Raw genomic sequence first — 17,088 nt, forward strand, 5'->3', positions numbered from 1 at the left:
ATTGGTATTCAGCAAAGGTTCGGTCTGCTATTATCGCCAGCCTTTGTTGATACCAGTTCGCAATTTGCGCTGAAGCGGCCAATGCCATGATTAAACAACGCACCCTGAAAAATATTATCCGTGCCACAGGTGTCGGCCTGCACTCCGGTGAGAAGGTCTATCTGACCCTCAAGCCTGCGCCTGTGGATACCGGCATCGTGTTTTGTCGTGCAGACCTTGACCCTGTTGTGCAGATTCCTGCCCGCGCGGAAAACGTCGGCGAGACAACGATGTCGACCACGTTGGTCAACGGCGATACCAAAGTAGACACGGTAGAGCATTTGCTCTCGGCCATGGCTGGCCTGGGCATCGATAACGCCTACGTCGAACTCTCCGCGTCTGAAGTCCCGATTATGGACGGTAGCGCCGGACCTTTCGTGTTTCTGATTCAATCTGCCGGCCTGGAAGAACAGGACGCGCCGAAGAAGTTCATCCGTATCCTGCGTGAAGTGACAGTGGAAGATGGCGACAAGCGCGCCACTTTCGTCCCTTTCGAAGGCTTCAAGGTGAGCTTCGAGATCGATTTTGATCACCCGGTTTTCCGTAACCGTACCCAAAGCGCAACCGTGGATTTTTCCAGCACTTCGTTTGTAAAAGAAGTCAGCCGCGCGCGTACTTTCGGTTTCATGAGTGACATCGAGTACCTGCGCAAGCACAACCTCGCACTCGGCGGTAGCGTTGAAAACGCGATCGTGGTCGATGCCAATGGAGTACTGAACGAAGACGGTCTTCGCTATGAAGACGAATTCGTGAAGCACAAAATTCTCGACGCTATTGGCGACCTCTACCTGTTGGGCAATAGCCTGATTGGTGAGTTCAAGGGCTTCAAGTCTGGCCATGCTCTGAACAACCAGCTGCTTCGCAAGCTGATTGAACAGAAAGATGCATGGGAAGTCGTGACCTTTGAAGACGCCAGCACAGCACCGATCTCGTACATGCGTCCGGTTGCGGCAGTTTAAGTAAAACTTCTTTCTCTAGTTTTTGAAGGCCACCCTCGGGTGGCTTTTTTTTGCGCTGAAATTTGTGGGTGCTGTACACACTCTGCAGCAGCGAGCTTGCTCGCGAGCATTAAGGTCTGCTGCCTCGGGGGAATCTTCAGGCGTGCGGCTTGGGCCGCAATGCGTTCAGCCCGGTCTCGTTGATGTTCACTACCCGGTTCCGGCCGCCTTTTTTGGCCTGGTAAAGTGCCTTGTCGGCAGTGCTGATCAGCGCTTGCGGGTCATCGCCAGGTTTTGCATAGCGGCTACAAGTGCCCAGGCTGACAGTCAGTTTCTTGTGGTTCGCGATGACAGGCTCCATCTCCTCGACGGCGGCACGAATCTTTTCAGCCAGCAGGCGGGTGCCGGTGGCCCCGGTTTCGGTCAGGATCACGGCAAACTCTTCGCCGCCATAACGGGCTGCCAGGTCGGCGGGGCGTCGGGTATGGGATTTGATGACCTGGGCAACGCGACGTATTGCTTCATCGCCGGCTTGATGCCCGTGGGAGTCATTGAAGTCCTTGAAGTTGTCGATATCAACCATCATCAGCGAAACAGGACTGCCCGAGCGTTGTGCTCTGCGCCATTCCAGATCAAGGGCTGTGTCCAGTGTCCGGCGATTGGCCAGTCCGGTCAGCGGGTCGGTTGCTGCCAGTTCGGCAAGTACCCGTTCGGCCTGATGACGCAAGCGCAACTCGCGGGTCAGGAGCCAGGTGAGCCACAACAGGCCCAGACACAACAGAAGGGTGGCACTGCCGATCAGCAGGGCCGTGTGCCGCCAGTTGTCGAAAATACTTGAGGTCGAGACCGCAACCACCACCACTAGCGGCAGGTCGCGAACCTGGGCGAAGTTGTACAGGCGCTCCTGATGATAGATCCCGGACATGGCAGTAAAGCTGCCATGTCGCTCCTTCAGGAAGCGAATGAAGTTGGGGGCCTGGCTGAGATTCTGGCCGATATAGGTTTGCGCTGACCCGGGATATTGGGTCAACAGAAAGCCGTCGGCGCTGACCAGGCTGATGTTGCCGGTCGGCCCGATGTCCAGGCCACGGAACATGTTCTGGAAATAGCTCAATTTGATCTGACCTACCGCTACCCCCCGAAATGCACCTTCCGGACCTGAGATCCTGCGGCTAAGGATAACGTTCCACTCATTGGGGTCCTGGCTGGAGTGGAAGGGGCGGCTGATGAAGATTTCGTCGTCTACAGCATTGATGTGCGCCTGGAACCATGGCTGCTCGCGGGCCTTATCAGGCACGGGCATGGCCGCACCGGAGCTGGCGATCAGCTTGCCTTCGGCATCCAGTACGAAAAATCCGGCATTGGACGGTGCCTCACTGGCTCTGGCAAAGAGCAGGGCGTGCCGGGTTCGGGGGGCAAGAGAGGAGAGTTCCTGGCTTTGCAGTAAATCGATCAGGCTGGTGAGCGCCGAGTCATACAGCGAAAAGGTGTTGCGAATGTCGCGATTGATCAATTGCACCAGGTTCAACGCCGAACGCGTGGCGTCTTGCTCGGTATTGCGGTATTCCCTGACCAGCAAATAGCCAACGATACTGAGCATGGCAACCACTGAGAGTGTTGTTGCCCCGAACAGCATGCGCCGGGTGATGATATGTGTGCGCCGGGAGTGTGGAATGGCCTTACCCTCACTGATGCGTTTCGTGCCCAGACATAAGGTTGCGACCTATTGCCATAAGGCCAGCCTAGAGGCTGGCCTTATGCTCATAATTTAAAACACATCGACAGGATAGTCGATGATCACGCGGTATTCGTCTACATCGTTATCAACTGTCTGGTAGGCATCGTTGCCGCGGTTGGTTGCCCAGCGCAGACTCACCGCCAGGTCTTTGGCCTTGCCATCCTGAATCACATATTTCAGACCCAGGTCGCGCTCCCAGTGATGGGCATCCTTGCCTTGGGGGTTATACCAGTTGCCATAACCGATGCTATTGGCGTCAGCCTTGGTCAGGTCCAGTTCGCCGCGCGAGTACGAGATGCTGGACGTCAGGCCGGCAATCCCCAGACCGGCAAAATCATATTCGTATTGCAGCTTCCAGGAGCGCTCGTTCGGGCCGTTGAAGTCCGAATATTGCTGCGAGTTGTCGAGGTAAACGCTGTCGCCCTGGTTGATGTAGTCAAACGGCGTGTTGCCATTGACCTTCTGCAGCACCGTGGTGAACTTGTGTCCGGCCATAGAGAGCGCAAGATGCAGGCTGAATGTGTTGTTGTTGATATCCCCCAGCAGGGCTTTACCGCTGTCCCGGGTGTGATAGTAATGCAGCCCCGGATTCAGGCTGATGCTGTCTGACACGGCGTAGGTGTAATCCAGATCGTAGTAGTACTGGTCCCACACATCCTTGAGCTGGGCGGCATACAGGTTGCTGGTGATTTCGGGGATACCGCTCCACGACGCGCCGGCCCAGGTCAGGTGTTTGCTGGTCTGGTCGTCAAGGTTGCCGTAGGTGGTCGTCAGGCGGCGCATGCCGCTCTGGTTGTAGGGTTTGTTGAAGCTGGCCTGACCACCCTCGAACATCCAGCCGTCAAAACTGTGGTTGGTCAGGCTGACGCCGCGAAAAGTCTGGGGCAGCATGCGGGTTTCGCCGCCGGCGATAACCGGGTTGGTCAAAAACAGATCACCGGCCTTGAGCTCGGTATCAAACGCGCGGATCTTCAGCGCGGCACCGGCTGATGAAAAGGATGTTGGCGCTTTGCCGTTGCCGTCACTGACGGGCAGGATGCTGCTGCCATCGGTGCCGCCACCGCCGTCCAGCTTCAGTCCGAGCATGCCATAGGCATCCAGGCCGAAACCGACTACGCCCTGGGTGAAGCCCGACTCGAATTTCCCCATAAAGCCCTGGCCCCATTCCTTGCTGTCGTCAGCATGGGGGCTGCGGATATCGTGGTTCATGTAATAGTTTCGGGTATGAATTTTGAGGCTGGAGCCTTCAATAAAACCGTCTTTGGACGCTTCGTCGTCTGCGTGGGCGAAAGCGGGGATCGTTGCAGCCAGGGCAATGAATAAAGGACTTAGTTTGAGTGAATGCTTCACCAGGTTGGAGCTCCTTTTTAGGGCCGAAAGTTGTTGTAGTTCTCGATGATTACGCTGCCCGTCACAGGGCGCCAAAGGAGCAGGCGCCTTAATTAAAGAGCAAAAAAAAGCCGCTATAATAGCGGCTTTTGAAACAGTTAGTCACATGTGTCGCGCGTGACTCACTGGGTAGGGAAGTCTTCAGGTGTTTGCTCAGCTGTCTTTCGATTCATCCGAAACGCTGGATTTAGCCTGTATTTGCTCGGGCTTGGCGTCGTTTTGATGACGAGCTGCCAGTTCAGTTTGAGCCTGATCAAAAGACGCTGCGCGGGCCGCATTTTGTGCGACGAACGCGGGTGATTCTTCCGCCATGGCCAAGGGCGACAACAACAAAGACGACATGACGAAAACGCTGGCCATACCCATACTGCTGGACATTTCAAGGACCTTCTTGCTGAGCAAGTTCTGTGTGGTGTCAGCAATTTATAGCCATCGTGGCCAGTGAAAAAGCCCTGTTTCATACAAGAACTTTTGCGTTTTGGGTAACAAACCCGGGGAGGTGCAGGGTAGACACATTGAGTATTCAGGCACTGCTGAGTCTTGTGGGAGCTGGCCTAGCGAGGGCATCACGTCAGTGACACCGGTGTGCCTGCATCGCCAGCAAGCTGGCTCCCACAATAGGCTCGGGGCCTCAAACCGGCAAAAACAGGCCAAAGGTATTGCGCCCTTCGCCGCTGTACACAAACACATCCCCGCCATGCATCTGCGCGATGGCTTTGACGATCGCCAGCCCCAGCCCGTGATTGGCCCCGCTGTTGTGACGCGAGGCATCAACCCGATAGAAACGCTCGAACAACCGTGGCAAATGCTCATCGGCAATCGGTTCGCCCGGGTTGCTGATGCTGATGGTCACGCCCTCGGCACTCTGGTCGATCTGCACCTCAATCCGTTGCCCGGCCTCTGTGTGCTGTACGGCATTGCTCAGCAGGTTGATCAGTGCCCGACGCAGGTGGGCCTTCTCGATATTGACCTGGGCATCGCCGTTGACCCGCACCTCGACCCGCGCGTCTTCAAGAATGAACTCCAGGTACTCCAGGGTCGTTGCCACTTCGTCCGCCAGTGAGGCGCGGGTCAGCTTGCTGGCCTTGCTGCCCTGGTCGGCACTGGCCAGAAACAGCATGTCGTTGATGATGCTGCGCAGCCGCTCCAGTTCCTCAAGATTGGATTGCAGCACCTCAAAGTAATGTTCGGCAGAACGCCCACGGGTCAGCGCTACCTGAGTCTGGCCAATCAGATTGGTAAGCGGCGAGCGCAGTTCATGGGCCACGTCGGCATTGAACGACTCCAGCCGTGTATAAGCCTGTTCGACCCGTTCCAGGGTTGAGTTGAAGGCGCTCACCAGTTGATCCAGCTCCGGTGGCAGTGGCGACAGGTGCAGGCGTCCGGACAGGCGCGGCGGTGCCAGTTTCAGCGCTTCCTCGGAGAGTTTGATCAAGGGTTTGAGGCCGATGCGGGCCACCCAGTAACCCAGCAGTGAGGCCAGTACCACACCGATAAACGCCAGGCTGATCAACGCCACCAGCAAATGGTGCTGGGTCTGGCGGAAGGTTTCGGTGTCTATGGCGGTCAGGAAGCGCAGGGCCGGTCGTTGTTCCCTGGCCGGAATCTGGCTGATCAGCACCTTCAACGGGTAGGTCTGGCCGGGCAGGTACAGGTCGCGGATCCCGGTCGGGCCGCTGGCGAACTCACGTACCGGCGCCTCGGGATTGCCGTACTCATACTCCGGGTCGCCACTGATGGCCCAAAACCGCAGGCGCTTGTCTTCTTCACTGAGCAGCTTGAGCTTGGCGCTGATTTTGGCCCAGTGATCGGGGTTTCCATAACGATTGATCGAAGACTCAAGCACGCTGTAGCGCGCATCCAGCTCGGCCTCGGGCAGACGGCCAATACCCTTGTCGACTTGCTGGTACAGCGCCCCGCCGATCAGCACGAACACCAGCAGGGCGACCAGGGTAAACATCGCGCTCAGACGCAGGGCGATGGAGTTCAGGCGATTGGGCCGCTTAAACACCGCGCCGCTCCAGCACGTAGCCCATGCCGCGGATGGTGTGCAGCAGCTTGTGCTCGAATGGTCCGTCCAGCTTGGCGCGTAAGCGTTTGATCGCGACTTCGACCACGTTGGCGTCGCTGTCGAAGTTGATGTCCCAGACCATCTCGGCGATGGAGGTTTTGGACAGGATCTCCCCTTGGCGCCGCGCCAGCACGCTGAGCAGCGAAAACTCCTTGGCCGTCAGGTCCAGACGGGCTCCGGCGCGGGTGGCCTTGCGACTGATCAAATCTATCCACAGGTCGTCGACCGTGACCTGCACCGGTTCGTGGCCGCCGCTGCGCCGGGTAAGGGCCTGCAGGCGGGCCACCAGTTCCAGAAATGAAAACGGCTTGCCCAGATAATCGTCGGCACCTTCGCGCAAACCGCGAATCCGGTCTTCAACCCGCTCGCGGGCAGTCAGCATGATCACCGGTGTCTGCTTGCGCGCGCGCAGTGCCCGCAGCACGCCGAAACCATCCAGGCCCGGCAGCATCACATCGAGCACGATCACCGCGTAATCGCTCTCCAGCGCCAGGTGCAAACCCTCGATGCCCTCACGGGCAACATCCACCGTGTAGCCCTGCTCGGTCAGGCCGCGATGCAGGTAATCAGCGGTTTTTTCTTCATCTTCAATTATCAGGACTCGCATGACCCGCCTCAGTGATTCGTCGCCAGCAAGCTGGCGGGTTTGGAACGCTGGAACAATCGTTCAAGCCACAAGTATATGACCGGCGTGGTAAACAGCGTCAGCGCCTGGCTCACCAGCAACCCGCCAACCACGGCGATCCCCAGTGGTTGGCGCAGTTCGGCACCGGTGCCATAGCCGAGCATCAGCGGCAGGGCGCCAAGCAAGGCAGCAAGGGTAGTCATGATGATCGGCCGGAAACGCGTCAGGCAGGCTTCATAGATCGCCTCTTCGGGGCTCAACCCGCGAGCGCGTTGGGCGTCGAGCGCGAAGTCGATCATCAGAATCCCGTTTTTCTTGACGATGCCGATCAGCAGTACCAGCCCGATCAACGCCATGATCGAAAAGTCCTGGCCGCAGATCCACAGCATCACCAGCGCTCCGAGGCCGGCCGAAGGCAGGGTCGAAATGATCGTCAGCGGGTGCACGAAGCTTTCATACAGCACCCCCAGAATGATGTAGACCGCCACCAGAGCCGCCAGAATCAGCCACGGCTGGCTGGCCAGCGAACTCTGGAAGGCTTGCGCCGCGCCCTGGAAATTACCGCTGATGGTGCTTGGCATGCCGATGTCATTTTTCGCCTGATTGAGCATCAGCACCGCATCACCCAGCGCCACGCCGGGGGCGAGGTTGAAAGACAGGTTGGCCGCCGGGAACATGCCGTCATGACTGATCGACAGCGGGCCACTGACTGGCGCATCGACTTTGGCCACGGCCGACAGCGGCACCATCTCGCCCGTCAGCGGTGAGCGCAGGTAGAAATAGTTCAGGCTTTCGGCCTTGCCACGCTGCTGTGCGTCGACTTCCAGAATCACGTTGTACTGGTTGGTCTCGGTCTGGAACTCATTGACCTGACGCTGGCCAAACGCGTCATACAGCGCTTCGTCGACATCGGTGGCCGTCAGGCCGAAGCGGGCGGCGGCGTTCCGGTCGATGCTGATGTGGGTAATGCTGCCGCCCAGTTGCAGGTCGTTGGACAGGTCGCGGAAGGCCGGGTTGGTGCGCAGTTTTTCAGTCAGGCGCTGGGTCCAGGTATTAAGCGTTGGCCCGTCATTGCTCTTGAGCACGTACTGATACTGGCTGCGGCTGGGGCCCGAGCTGAGGTTGATGTCCTGCCCGGCGCGCAGGTACAGCACGATCCCCGGCACCTTGGCCAGTTGCGGGCGAATGCGGTCGATAAACTCGCTGGCCGACACGTCGCGATCACTGCGGTCCTTGAGGGCAATCCAGAAGCGGCCGTTGGCGATGGTCTGGTTGCTGCCGGTCACCCCCACCGAATGTGAGAAGGCCTGCACCGCCGGGTCGGCACTGATGATATTGGCCAGCTCCAGATGCTTTTTGCTCATGTCGGCAAATGAAATGTCCGACGCCGCTTCACTGGTGCCCAGCACGAAGCCGGTGTCTTGCACCGGGAAGAACCCCTTGGGGATCAGCACGTAGCCGGCAATGGCCAGCGCCAGCGTCACCGCGAAAACCCCCAGCATCAGCTTCTGATGGGCCAGCGCCCGTTTCAGGCCCTTGTCATACAGCGCCAGCAGGCGTTCGCCAAAGCCGGGCCGGGCGTCGGCGTGGTGCACCGGCGAGCGCATGAACAGCGCTGCCAGCGTGGGCGCCAGAGTCAGTGATACCAGCACCGAGATCAAAATGGTCGAGGTCGCGGTCAGGGCGAACTCCTTGAACAGCCTGCCCACCACCCCGCCCATGAACAGCAGCGGAATAAAGGCGGCGACCAGCGACAGGCTGATCGAGACCACGGTGAAACCAATCTCGCTGGAGCCCTTGATCGCCGCATCGCGCATGCTTTCGCCCGCTTCGAGATGGCGGTGGATGTTCTCCACCACCACGATCGCATCGTCGACCACAAACCCCACGGCCACCACAATCGCCACCAGCGTCAGGTTGTTGAGGCTGAAGCCCAGCACATACATCAGGGCAAAACTGGCAATCAGCGACACCCCCAGCACTGCCGAGACGATCAGGGTTGCCGACCACTGGCGCAGAAACAGCGCCATCACCGCGATCACCAGCAGCACTGCAATTAGCAGGGTGATTTCCACTTCATGCAGCGAGGCGCGGATGGTTTTGGTCCGGTCACTCAGTACCGTGACTTCCACTGACGCCGGGAGCATGGCCTGCAGGGCAGGGAGGGCAGCCTGAATACGGTCCACGGTCTCGACAATGTTGGCGCCCGGCTGGCGCGAGATCACCAGGTTCAGCCCCGGCTGATGCCCGGACCAAGCCTGCACGTAGTCGTTCTCGGAGCCGTTGATCACCCGTGCCACATCGCGCAGCTGCACCGGGGCGCCGTCCTTGTACGAGACGATCAACTGGCTGTACTCGTCGGCATCGAATAGTTGGTCGTTGGTGGACAGGGTAGAAATGCTCGAGGGGCCGTACAGCGCACCTTTGGCCAGGTTGAGGCTGGTTTGCTGAATCGCCAGGCGGATATCGGCCAGGGTCAGGCCGATGGCGGCCAGCTTGTCAGCCGAGGCCTGGACCCGGATCGCCGGGCGTTGCTGACCGGTGATGTTGATCAGGCCGACACCGTCGATCTGGCTGATCTGACGCGCCAGCAGGGTTTCGACGTAATCGCTGAGTTCGGTGCCGGGCATCTGCATCGAGCTGATACTCAGAATCAACACCGGGCTGTCCGCCGGGTTGACCTTCTTCCAGGTCGGCAGGGTGGGCATGTCCTTGGGCAATTTGCCGGACGCGGTATTGATCGCCGCCTGTACCTCCTGGGCAGCGGTATCGATACTTTTATCGAGGGTGAACTGCAGGGTCAGGGTGGTGGAGCCCAGCGCGCTGCTGGAGGTCATCTGGGTCATGCCGGGGATGGCACTGAACTGCACTTCCAGGGGCGTGGCCACCGACGACGCCATGGTATCGGGGCTGGCGCCGGGCAGTTGTGCCGACACTTGAATGGTCGGGAACTCCGCTTCGGGCAAGGGCGCGACGGGCAGCTTCGGGAAGGCGATCAGCCCCAACAGCACCAAGGCGAAGGTCAGCAGCACCGTGGCGATCGGGTGATCGACGCACCAGGCAGACAGCGAGCGGCCACTGTTCATGGTTGCACCGGTTGAACGCTGGTGAGCTCCGGTTCGCTCAAGACTTCAACCCGTGATCCCGGTTTGAGTCGCGACTGGCCATCGCTGACCAGCGTGTCGCCCGGGTTGACGCCGCTGATGATGTTCAGCCCGGTGTCCTGATACAGCAGTTGTACCGGCACGGTTTCGACCTTGTCGCCTACGGTGCGGTACACGAAATAATTGTCCAGGCCGCGCTGCACCACCTGAGGCGGTACCACTAAAGCATTTTGCGAAAGGCCGGTTTGAATTTCGATATTCACCAGTTGGCCGGGCCACAGGTTGTAGTCGGGGTTGTCGAACCGGGCCTTGACCTTGATCGTGCCGGTGGTTGCTGAAACCTGATTGTCGATCAGGCTCAAGCGGCCTTCGCCCAAGGGCGTGCCGCTGTGGCTGGAGTCGCCAACGAAGGCTTTGACCAGCGCCGGGTCTTTGGCATTCAGCAGGTTATGCAAGGTGGGGAGCAACTGTTGGGGCAGTGAAAACTCCACGGCAATCGGGTCGATTTGGGTGACTGAAAACAGCCCCTGGCTATCACTGACACGCAGGAAATTGCCCGGGTCGACCGCGCGAATCCCTACGCGGCCGGTCACTGGCGAGTGAATCTGCGTATACGACAATTGCACCTGCGCCGCTGCAATCGAGGCCTGATTGCCTTGCGCGGTGGCTTTGAGCTGATTGACCAGGGCCTGTTGCTGGTCGAGGGTTTGTTTGGACACGCCGTTGTCGACACTGAGCAGCTGGTAGCGCTTGAGGTCGATCAGGGCGACTTGCAGCAGGGCCTGGTTTTGCCCCAGTTGGGCCTTGGCCTGATCGAGGCTGGCCTGGATCGAACGGTCATCCAGGGTTGCCAGCAGATCACCCGCCTTGACGGTCTGGCCTTCCTTGACCAGCAGCCGGGTGAGGATGCCGTCGATTTGCGGGCGAATCATCACGCTGTGCAACGACAGTACAGCGCCTATGCCGCTGACATAATGCGGCACATCTTGCTGGGTAACCTGAACCACCCGGACCGGAATCGCCGTGCCGGCGGCGGGTTTGCCGGGGGCCGGGCGAGCCGACCACCAGACACCGCAACCGATCAGGGCAACCACAAGCGTGCCCAGCAAGATTTTTTTTGTTTGAGTGCGCATGCCGGATAGACGCCGTGTGCGTGGAATTAGGGGACGTTAAGGTTATAGCCGGTCAACCCGGTCAATAAAGTGACCGCAAACTGACATTACGGACAGGCAGATAAAAATAGTGTTGCGGCGGTTAAGTAAACCGCCCCGGCGTCGATAGTTCTTTAAAGGGAGCACCTACGCGTTCCCATTCAAGGGGCGGTCATTATGAAAAACCTGGCGCTGGGTTTTGCAGCTTGCTCGATTTTCCTCCTTTCCAACCCGACTCAGGCTCAGACCCTGATCGGCAGTGGCCAGATTCAGTTTCATGGCTCTATTGTCGAGCCGGCCTACGAGCTGGGGCTGGCCAGTCAAGTGGACTACGGTGAGACAGGCCAACTGATTGAAGTCGCGCCGGGTGTGGTCATCGCCATGAATATGGCCTTGCGCAAAGGCCGTGGCAGTGACCCTCTGTATTCCATGTCTTTCACCGAGCTGAAAAATCCGCAAAACCCCGGTGCAAGCCTGTCGTCGGGGAAAAAAGGCGTGGTGACTATTTCCTACCGCTGAGTGCTCCGCGGGGAAGGTCAGGCAGGTATACTGCGCGGTCTTGCGCCATCTGGCCTGATTTTTCCCCGTATTTCGGAGCTTTCATGACTACTCCTACACCAACGACCGCTCCTGATGCCGTGGGCACTGAGCAGGTCGATAGCGAAACCGGCCTCGACACCCCGAAAAAGCCGGTAATTCCTGCATTCACCTTTCCGTTCAAACCTTCCGAGTTCGCCAAGGCCAAGGCTGAAGGCCAGGCTTACTACCAGAAAAGCGGCCTGGGCGGTCACGACAAAACCCCGGGCGCTCCGCCGCACGGCACCCGTCGCACCATGGGCAAGCGCTGAGTTCCTACAGCGCCAGCCGTTGAACCAGCGTCATGCCATGTTTTTGGTACAGGCGCAGGGCCCGCTGATTGTGCGCCATGACTTTCAGGTCAACCCAGGCTTCATTGCGTTGGCGAAAAACTGCAAAAACATGGCGCAATAGCGCACCGCCCAATCCTCGGCCCTGCTGTCGGGGATGCACCACCAAATCCTTGAGGTAGGCGCTGGTCCAGGCCTGGGCAACCGCCACTACCTCGCCTTCGAGCAGAACCACAAAGCACAGTTGCGGATCGTATTCGGCGTCATGGCGCAGGCAGTCCTGCCACTCTTGCAACGGCGGCACACTGCCTTCGCCACGGGCATAGCCTTGAACGAGCAAGTCATGCACGGGGTGCAGCAACGCCGCATTGAGCGTTACCAGGGTGACCTCATCTGGCCACTGCGCTGGCTCCGGGGGCTGGCTCAGGTCTTTGCGCAACAGCAGACAGTGCTCGCTCATCGAACTCAATAACCCTGCTCGGCAACGGTACGAGCAGCCAGAATCAGACACTGGGTCAGCTCTGGTGACGAGAACTTGGTCAGCACCGCGTTGGCTCCGGCCAGGCGTGCTTTCTCGCTGTTCATCGCACTGTTCAACGAGGTGTGCAGCAGCACATAAAGATGTGCGAAGTCCGGGGTTTCACGCACGGTACGGGTGAAGGAATAGCCATCCATCTCTGACATTTCGATGTCTGATACCACGACGTTGATTTGCTCCGGCGTACCCTGCAGCTCCAGCAGCCGCTCGATGGCCTCCCTGGCGCTGCGTGCCGTGTGGCAATGCAGTCCCAGGTTGCGCAAGGTAATCACCGACTGTTGCAGCGCGACCTGACTGTCATCGACCACCAGAATCCGGGCGCCGGCCAGCAGTTTGCTGTCTTCGCGGCTCAGGGCTTCGGTGAGGGCTTCAACCCTGGCGGGGGTGATGCCATGAATTACCTTTTCGATATCCAGTACCTGCACCAGCGCGCCGTCGACCTGGGTTACCCCGGTAATGTACGAGCGCTTGCCCGAGCCATAGGGTGGCGGGCGAATGTCGGTGCTCAGGCAGTGCACGATTTTGCTCACAGCCTGGACGTGAAGCCCCTGTTTGGAGCGACTGACATCGGTCACGATCAGGCAGCCGCCTTCGGGATCAAGCAGCGGTTGCTCGCCGATGGCACGGCTCAGGTCGATCACTGTCAGCGATGCGCCGCGCAGGACCGCAACGCCTTTCACGTGGGGGTGCGACTCGGGCATTTTGGTCAGCGCGGGGCAGGGAATGATTTCACTGACCTTCAACAGATTGATCGCCATCAGCTTGCCGCTGCGCAAAGTGAACAGCAGAAGCGATAGTGAATCTGCGCGAGCGTTGTTCGATGACATAAAAACCTTCTGGAAGGGGGGCAGTGATACGGGGTTATCGACCTGAACGAGTCGAGCTTGAGCGGGATGGGTTGATAACGATCCGTAGCAGCTGCCGAAGGCTGCGTCCGGTGGCGTAGCCGCCGTAAAATCTCAACTCACTGCCCTTAAGACAAGTCGTAATAGCGCTAATTACGATTGCTGCGCAATCGGACGCAGCCTTCGGCAGCTGCTACGGGGCCGGTTATTTCAACCCCAGCCGCCTGGCCATCCGCCCCAGGTTGGCGCGGTCCAGCCCCAGCTCCCGGGCCGCACTGGCCCAGTTGTGTTGATGACGCTCAAGGCAGGCGCTGATGAGCTGGCGCTGATAGTTCTCGGTGGCCAGGCGCAAGTCGCCCACGGCGTCCGGCACGGCCTGGGGCTTGACCCCTGCAGGCTCGGTGCTGGTCGTGGGCAATTCCAGATCGGCTGCGGTCAATGTCAGGATCCGTGGCCGCGGATTGCAACGGCCAAGGGCCTTGAGTGCGCTGCGGCCGATCAAGTGCTCCAGTTCACGCACGTTGCCCGGCCAGTCGTAATGCAGCAGGGCGGCCTGTGCATCCGGGCTCAGGCGCAAGCTGCCCAGCCCCATGCGTGAACGGTTCTGCTCCAGGAAAAAACCGCTCAACAGCAGTACGTCGCGCCCGCGTTCCCGCAGGGCGGGCACCTTGAGCGGATAAACACTCAAGCGATGGTAAAAATCGGCACGGTAACGGCCGGCACGCACTTCTTCAGCCAGATCGCGGTTGGTGGCGGCGATCAGCCGCACATCGACCTGATGCTCCTGATCCGACCCCAGCCGCTGTAGCTGCCCGCTTTGCAGCACGCGCAGCAGCTTGGCCTGCACCGTCAGTGACAGCTCGCCCACCTCATCCAGAAACAGGGTGCCGCCATTGGCCAGTTCAAACTTGCCCCGTCGGTCCTGGGTCGCGCCGGTGAAGGCGCCACGCACATGGCCGAACAGCTCGCTTTCAACCAGGGTGTCGGGCAGGGCGGCGCAGTTGAGGCTGATCAGCGGCTTTTCGGCCCTGGGCGAAGCGGCATGAATCGCCTGGGCGACCAGCTCTTTGCCGACCCCGGTTTCGCCCGTGATCAGCACGGTCAGGTCGCTGCCGCCCACCAGGGCGATTTCTTCGAGCAGACGTTTGTGGGGTTTGCTTTGCCCGATCAACTCTTTATTCGGTGCGCCGTGGGCCTGTCGATAGAGTTCGGCCTTTTGCTGCTCATCTTCGACCCGTGACGCCAGACGCTCGATACGCCGGGCCACGTTGACCGTGGCCGCAGCCAGGCTGGCAAAGGCCTGCAGGTCATCGAGGTCGATGGGTTCAAAGCGTTTGCAGTCCAGGGCATCGAGGGTCAGCAGGCCCCATGGCCGCTCCTCGACAAATAACGGGCAGCCCATGCAGTCATGCACTTCAAGGTGTTCGGACAGGCCGTCGACCAGGCCGTCATAGGGGTCGGGCAGTTCGCAGTCGCTGGGGAAACGCGTTGGCCCCGGGCTGCTGAGCAGGGCTTCAAAGCGCGGGTGTTCGCTGATTCTGAAGCGCCGACCCAGCGTGTCGAGACTCAAACCGTCAACGGCCAGCGGCACCAGCCATTCGCCGTCCAGCCGTAACAGGGCGGCGGCGTCGCACGGCAACACGGCACGCAGCGCTTGCAGCAGGCGCCGGTAGCGTTCGCCCTCGGGCAGATCCCGGGACAGGTCGGCCACCAGGGGCAGCAGGGCAGTTAGCAGGGATTTTGCAGTCATATTGACCTCATCTAGTCGATATGACTCTAGTGCAGGGCGGGTCAAAATGACAATCTTTTTTTTAAACTATTGTTTTTAAAGGATTTATTTGTTGGCACGAATACTGATAGGTAACGGGTATTAGTCTACGTGCTCAGGAGTCAACCTTATGCTTACTGCTCAGGATCGTGCCATCGTTAAATCCACTGTGCCGCTGCTAGAAAGCGGCGGTGAAGCCTTGATCACCCACTTCTACCGCATGATGCTCTCGGAGCATCCTGAAGTCCGTTCGATGTTCAATCAGGCCAACCAGGCCAGTGGTGATCAGCCGCGAGCGCTGGCCACCGGTGTCTTGATGTATGCGCGGCACATCGATCAGCTCGACCAGTTGGGCGACCTGGTGGCCCGAATTATCAACAAGCATGTTGCCCTGCAAATTCTTCCCGAGCATTACCCCATCGTCGGCAGCTGCCTGTTGCGCGCCATCGAAGAGGTGCTGGGCAGTGATATCGCTACCCCGCAAGTACTGGCAGCCTGGGGCGCGGCCTATAACCAGCTGGCCGACATCCTGATCGGTGCCGAGGCTGCGATCTACGACGAAAAGGCTGCAGCGCCCGGTGGCTGGCGTGGCGGGCGTGAATTCACATTGGTCTCCAGGGTTCAGGAGAGTGCCGAAATCACCTCGTTCTACTTCCGCCCGGTGGATCAGCAAGCGATTCTTGATTGCGCGCCAGGCCAGTACATAGGCCTCAAGCTGATCATTGATGGTGAGGAAGTGCGTCGCAATTATTCGCTGTCGGCTCTGGCCCAGGCCGGACACTACCGCATCAGCGTCAAGCGTGAGGCAGGCGGGGTGGTCTCGAACTTCCTGCATGATCGCCTGCACGTCGGCGACACCCTGGAACTGTTCCCGCCTGCAGGCGAGTTCACCCTGGCCCCCAGTGACAAACCCCTGGTACTGATCAGCGGCGGCGTGGGCATAACCCCGACCCTGCCCATGCTGGAGGCCGCACTGGCCACACAGCGCCCGATCCACTTTATCCACTGCGCCCGCAATGGCGACGTGCATGCATTTCGTACCTGGGTCGACGACCTGGCGGCGCAGCACCCGCAGTTGCAGCGCTTCTATTGCTACGCCGAACAGGGCGCGCCGGCAGACCACGTCGGCCTGTTGACCGAAGACGTACTGGCCCGCTGGTTGCCTGCCGATCGTGATCTGGATGCCTACTTCCTGGGCCCTAAAGGCTTCATGGCAGCGGTCAAGCGTCAGCTCAAGGCATTGGACGTGCCTGAGAACCAAAGCCGCTACGAATTCTTTGGTCCGGCAGCAGCCCTGTAGGCGCGACCCATTGCTGTAGGAGCGAGCTGTTTATAAAGCTCGCGATCAAGCTCGCTCCTACAGAGGGGCAGGTCTGGGTGTAAACTGCGGGTTTTTCATACTCAGGCAAAAGGATGCGGGATGACGGATGACATGATGCGATTGGGCCCGGAGAAGCGCTTTCTGGTCCTGCTGGGGCTGATCTGCCTGGCACTGATCGGCGGCGCGCTGTACATGCAGATCGTGCTCGGCGAGGCGCCTTGCCCGCTGTGCATCCTGCAACGTTATGCCCTGCTGCTGATCGCGATCTTTTCCTTTATGGGTGCGGCGATGCCTACCCGGCGCAGCATGACGGTGTTTGAAGTGCTGGTGGTGCTCAGTGCCATCGGCGGAATCGTAGCTGCGGCGCGGCACGTCTTTATCCTGGCTAACCCGGCGGTGAGCTGCGGCATTGATGTGCTGCAACCGATCGTGGATGGTCTGCCGCTGGCGACCCTCTTCCCGCTGGGCTTTCAGGTCGACGGGTTCTGCTCCACCCCATACCCGCCGGTGTTTGGCCTGTCGCTGGCGCAATGGGCGCTGGTGGCCTTTGTGCTGACCGCCGTGCTGGTACCACTGGGAATTTATCGCAATCGCAACAAATCGGCCTGAGTCAGAGTGATCGCCCCGTACTTCTGTCTTGAAGTACGGGGCGATTTTTTGTCCGTGCTCAAATGTCAACAGCCTGTGATGAGGCC

Annotated in this window: 15 protein-coding genes; 5 read left to right on the plus strand and 10 right to left on the minus strand. The window is 59.5% G+C overall.

Going from position 1 to position 17,088, the window contains the following annotated elements:
• Window positions 1–86: 86 nt before the first annotated feature.
• Window positions 87–998 carry a UDP-3-O-acyl-N-acetylglucosamine deacetylase gene (gene lpxC / locus ACP7BO_RS01985; protein ID WP_003443572.1) on the plus strand — a complete coding sequence of 304 codons (912 nt, stop codon included), beginning with the start codon at window positions 87–89 and terminating at the stop codon, window positions 996–998.
• Window positions 999–1,134: 136 nt separating this feature from the next.
• On the opposite strand, the gene ACP7BO_RS01990 is transcribed toward lpxC, so the two are convergent.
• The 7 genes from ACP7BO_RS01990 to ACP7BO_RS02020 form a co-directional block, all read right to left on the minus strand.
• Window positions 1,135–2,577, minus strand: a complete 1,443-nt coding sequence (locus ACP7BO_RS01990; protein ID WP_426208351.1) for a diguanylate cyclase — start codon at window positions 2,575–2,577, stop codon at window positions 1,135–1,137.
• 168 nt (window positions 2,578–2,745) lie between these two features.
• Window positions 2,746–4,065, minus strand: a complete 1,320-nt coding sequence (locus tag ACP7BO_RS01995) for an OprD family porin (RefSeq protein ID WP_397455789.1) — start codon at window positions 4,063–4,065, stop codon at window positions 2,746–2,748.
• A 192-nt stretch (window positions 4,066–4,257) separates the two neighbouring features.
• Window positions 4,258–4,464 (minus strand): hypothetical protein, encoded by a 207-nt coding sequence (locus tag ACP7BO_RS02000; RefSeq protein ID WP_397455790.1) that lies wholly within the window; start codon window positions 4,462–4,464, stop codon window positions 4,258–4,260.
• Window positions 4,465–4,735: 271 nt separating this feature from the next.
• A complete protein-coding gene (locus ACP7BO_RS02005) occupies window positions 4,736–6,115 on the minus strand; it encodes a heavy metal sensor histidine kinase (RefSeq protein ID WP_426208353.1) in 1,380 nt (459 codons plus the stop codon).
• Window positions 6,108–6,782, minus strand: a complete 675-nt coding sequence (locus ACP7BO_RS02010; RefSeq protein WP_060690766.1) for a heavy metal response regulator transcription factor — start codon at window positions 6,780–6,782, stop codon at window positions 6,108–6,110. The genes ACP7BO_RS02005 and ACP7BO_RS02010 overlap by 8 nt, the downstream gene beginning before the upstream one ends.
• Window positions 6,783–6,790: 8 nt before the next feature.
• Window positions 6,791–9,886, minus strand: coding sequence for a multidrug efflux RND transporter permease subunit (locus ACP7BO_RS02015; protein WP_426208355.1), 3,096 nt, complete (start codon window positions 9,884–9,886; stop codon window positions 6,791–6,793).
• Window positions 9,883–11,037, minus strand: a complete 1,155-nt coding sequence (locus tag ACP7BO_RS02020) for an efflux RND transporter periplasmic adaptor subunit (protein ID WP_397455794.1) — start codon at window positions 11,035–11,037, stop codon at window positions 9,883–9,885. The genes ACP7BO_RS02015 and ACP7BO_RS02020 overlap by 4 nt, the downstream gene beginning before the upstream one ends.
• Window positions 11,038–11,232: 195 nt before the next feature.
• Here ACP7BO_RS02020 and ACP7BO_RS02025 point away from each other — a divergent pair, with 195 nt between their 5' ends.
• Both ACP7BO_RS02025 and ACP7BO_RS02030 read left to right on the plus strand, forming a co-directional pair.
• Complete coding sequence (locus ACP7BO_RS02025; protein ID WP_426208357.1) at window positions 11,233–11,574, plus strand: hypothetical protein; 342 nt, start codon at window positions 11,233–11,235, stop codon at window positions 11,572–11,574.
• Window positions 11,575–11,657: 83 nt separating this feature from the next.
• Window positions 11,658–11,903, plus strand: coding sequence for a hypothetical protein (locus tag ACP7BO_RS02030; RefSeq protein ID WP_029612219.1), 246 nt, complete (start codon window positions 11,658–11,660; stop codon window positions 11,901–11,903).
• Between the two features lie 4 nt (window positions 11,904–11,907).
• On the opposite strand, the gene ACP7BO_RS02035 is transcribed toward ACP7BO_RS02030, so the two are convergent.
• From ACP7BO_RS02035 to norR, 3 genes are all read right to left on the minus strand, one after another.
• Complete coding sequence (locus ACP7BO_RS02035) at window positions 11,908–12,381, minus strand: GNAT family N-acetyltransferase (protein WP_426208359.1); 474 nt, start codon at window positions 12,379–12,381, stop codon at window positions 11,908–11,910.
• 5 nt (window positions 12,382–12,386) lie between these two features.
• Window positions 12,387–13,286: a chemotaxis protein CheV gene (locus tag ACP7BO_RS02040; protein WP_060690771.1), complete on the minus strand. Its 900-nt coding sequence runs from the start codon at window positions 13,284–13,286 to the stop codon at window positions 12,387–12,389.
• Window positions 13,287–13,509: 223 nt separating this feature from the next.
• Window positions 13,510–15,054: a nitric oxide reductase transcriptional regulator NorR gene (norR, locus tag ACP7BO_RS02045; protein WP_426208362.1), complete on the minus strand. Its 1,545-nt coding sequence runs from the start codon at window positions 15,052–15,054 to the stop codon at window positions 13,510–13,512.
• Window positions 15,055–15,202: 148 nt separating this feature from the next.
• On the opposite strand from norR, the gene hmpA reads away from it, so the two are divergent.
• Both hmpA and ACP7BO_RS02055 read left to right on the plus strand, forming a co-directional pair.
• Window positions 15,203–16,372 (plus strand): NO-inducible flavohemoprotein, encoded by a 1,170-nt coding sequence (gene hmpA, locus ACP7BO_RS02050; protein WP_426208364.1) that lies wholly within the window; start codon window positions 15,203–15,205, stop codon window positions 16,370–16,372.
• Between the two features lie 120 nt (window positions 16,373–16,492).
• Window positions 16,493–17,002 (plus strand): disulfide bond formation protein B, encoded by a 510-nt coding sequence (locus ACP7BO_RS02055; RefSeq protein WP_397455799.1) that lies wholly within the window; start codon window positions 16,493–16,495, stop codon window positions 17,000–17,002.
• The last annotated feature ends 86 nt before the right edge of the window (window positions 17,003–17,088 follow it).

The sequence above is a fragment of the Pseudomonas sp. TWR2-1-1 genome, assembly GCF_049897045.1.
Classification (GTDB): Bacteria; Pseudomonadota; Gammaproteobacteria; order Pseudomonadales; family Pseudomonadaceae; genus Aquipseudomonas; species Aquipseudomonas versuta.

Coding starts and splice junctions, on each gene's coding strand:
- ACP7BO_RS02010 (WP_060690766.1), bottom strand. CDS start 6,782: ATGCGAGTCCTGATAATTGAAGATGAAGAAAAAACCGCTGATTACCTG.
- ACP7BO_RS02025 (WP_426208357.1), top strand. CDS start 11,233: ATGAAAAACCTGGCGCTGGGTTTTGCAGCTTGCTCGATTTTCCTCCTT.
- ACP7BO_RS01990 (WP_426208351.1), bottom strand. CDS start 2,577: ATGCTCAGTATCGTTGGCTATTTGCTGGTCAGGGAATACCGCAATACC.
- lpxC (WP_003443572.1), top strand. CDS start 87: ATGATTAAACAACGCACCCTGAAAAATATTATCCGTGCCACAGGTGTC.
- ACP7BO_RS02055 (WP_397455799.1), top strand. CDS start 16,493: ATGACGGATGACATGATGCGATTGGGCCCGGAGAAGCGCTTTCTGGTC.
- ACP7BO_RS02015 (WP_426208355.1), bottom strand. CDS start 9,886: ATGAACAGTGGCCGCTCGCTGTCTGCCTGGTGCGTCGATCACCCGATC.
- ACP7BO_RS02040 (WP_060690771.1), bottom strand. CDS start 13,286: ATGTCATCGAACAACGCTCGCGCAGATTCACTATCGCTTCTGCTGTTC.
- ACP7BO_RS02000 (WP_397455790.1), bottom strand. CDS start 4,464: ATGGCCAGCGTTTTCGTCATGTCGTCTTTGTTGTTGTCGCCCTTGGCC.
- norR (WP_426208362.1), bottom strand. CDS start 15,054: ATGACTGCAAAATCCCTGCTAACTGCCCTGCTGCCCCTGGTGGCCGAC.
- ACP7BO_RS02020 (WP_397455794.1), bottom strand. CDS start 11,037: ATGCGCACTCAAACAAAAAAAATCTTGCTGGGCACGCTTGTGGTTGCC.
- hmpA (WP_426208364.1), top strand. CDS start 15,203: ATGCTTACTGCTCAGGATCGTGCCATCGTTAAATCCACTGTGCCGCTG.
- ACP7BO_RS02035 (WP_426208359.1), bottom strand. CDS start 12,381: ATGAGCGAGCACTGTCTGCTGTTGCGCAAAGACCTGAGCCAGCCCCCG.
- ACP7BO_RS02030 (WP_029612219.1), top strand. CDS start 11,658: ATGACTACTCCTACACCAACGACCGCTCCTGATGCCGTGGGCACTGAG.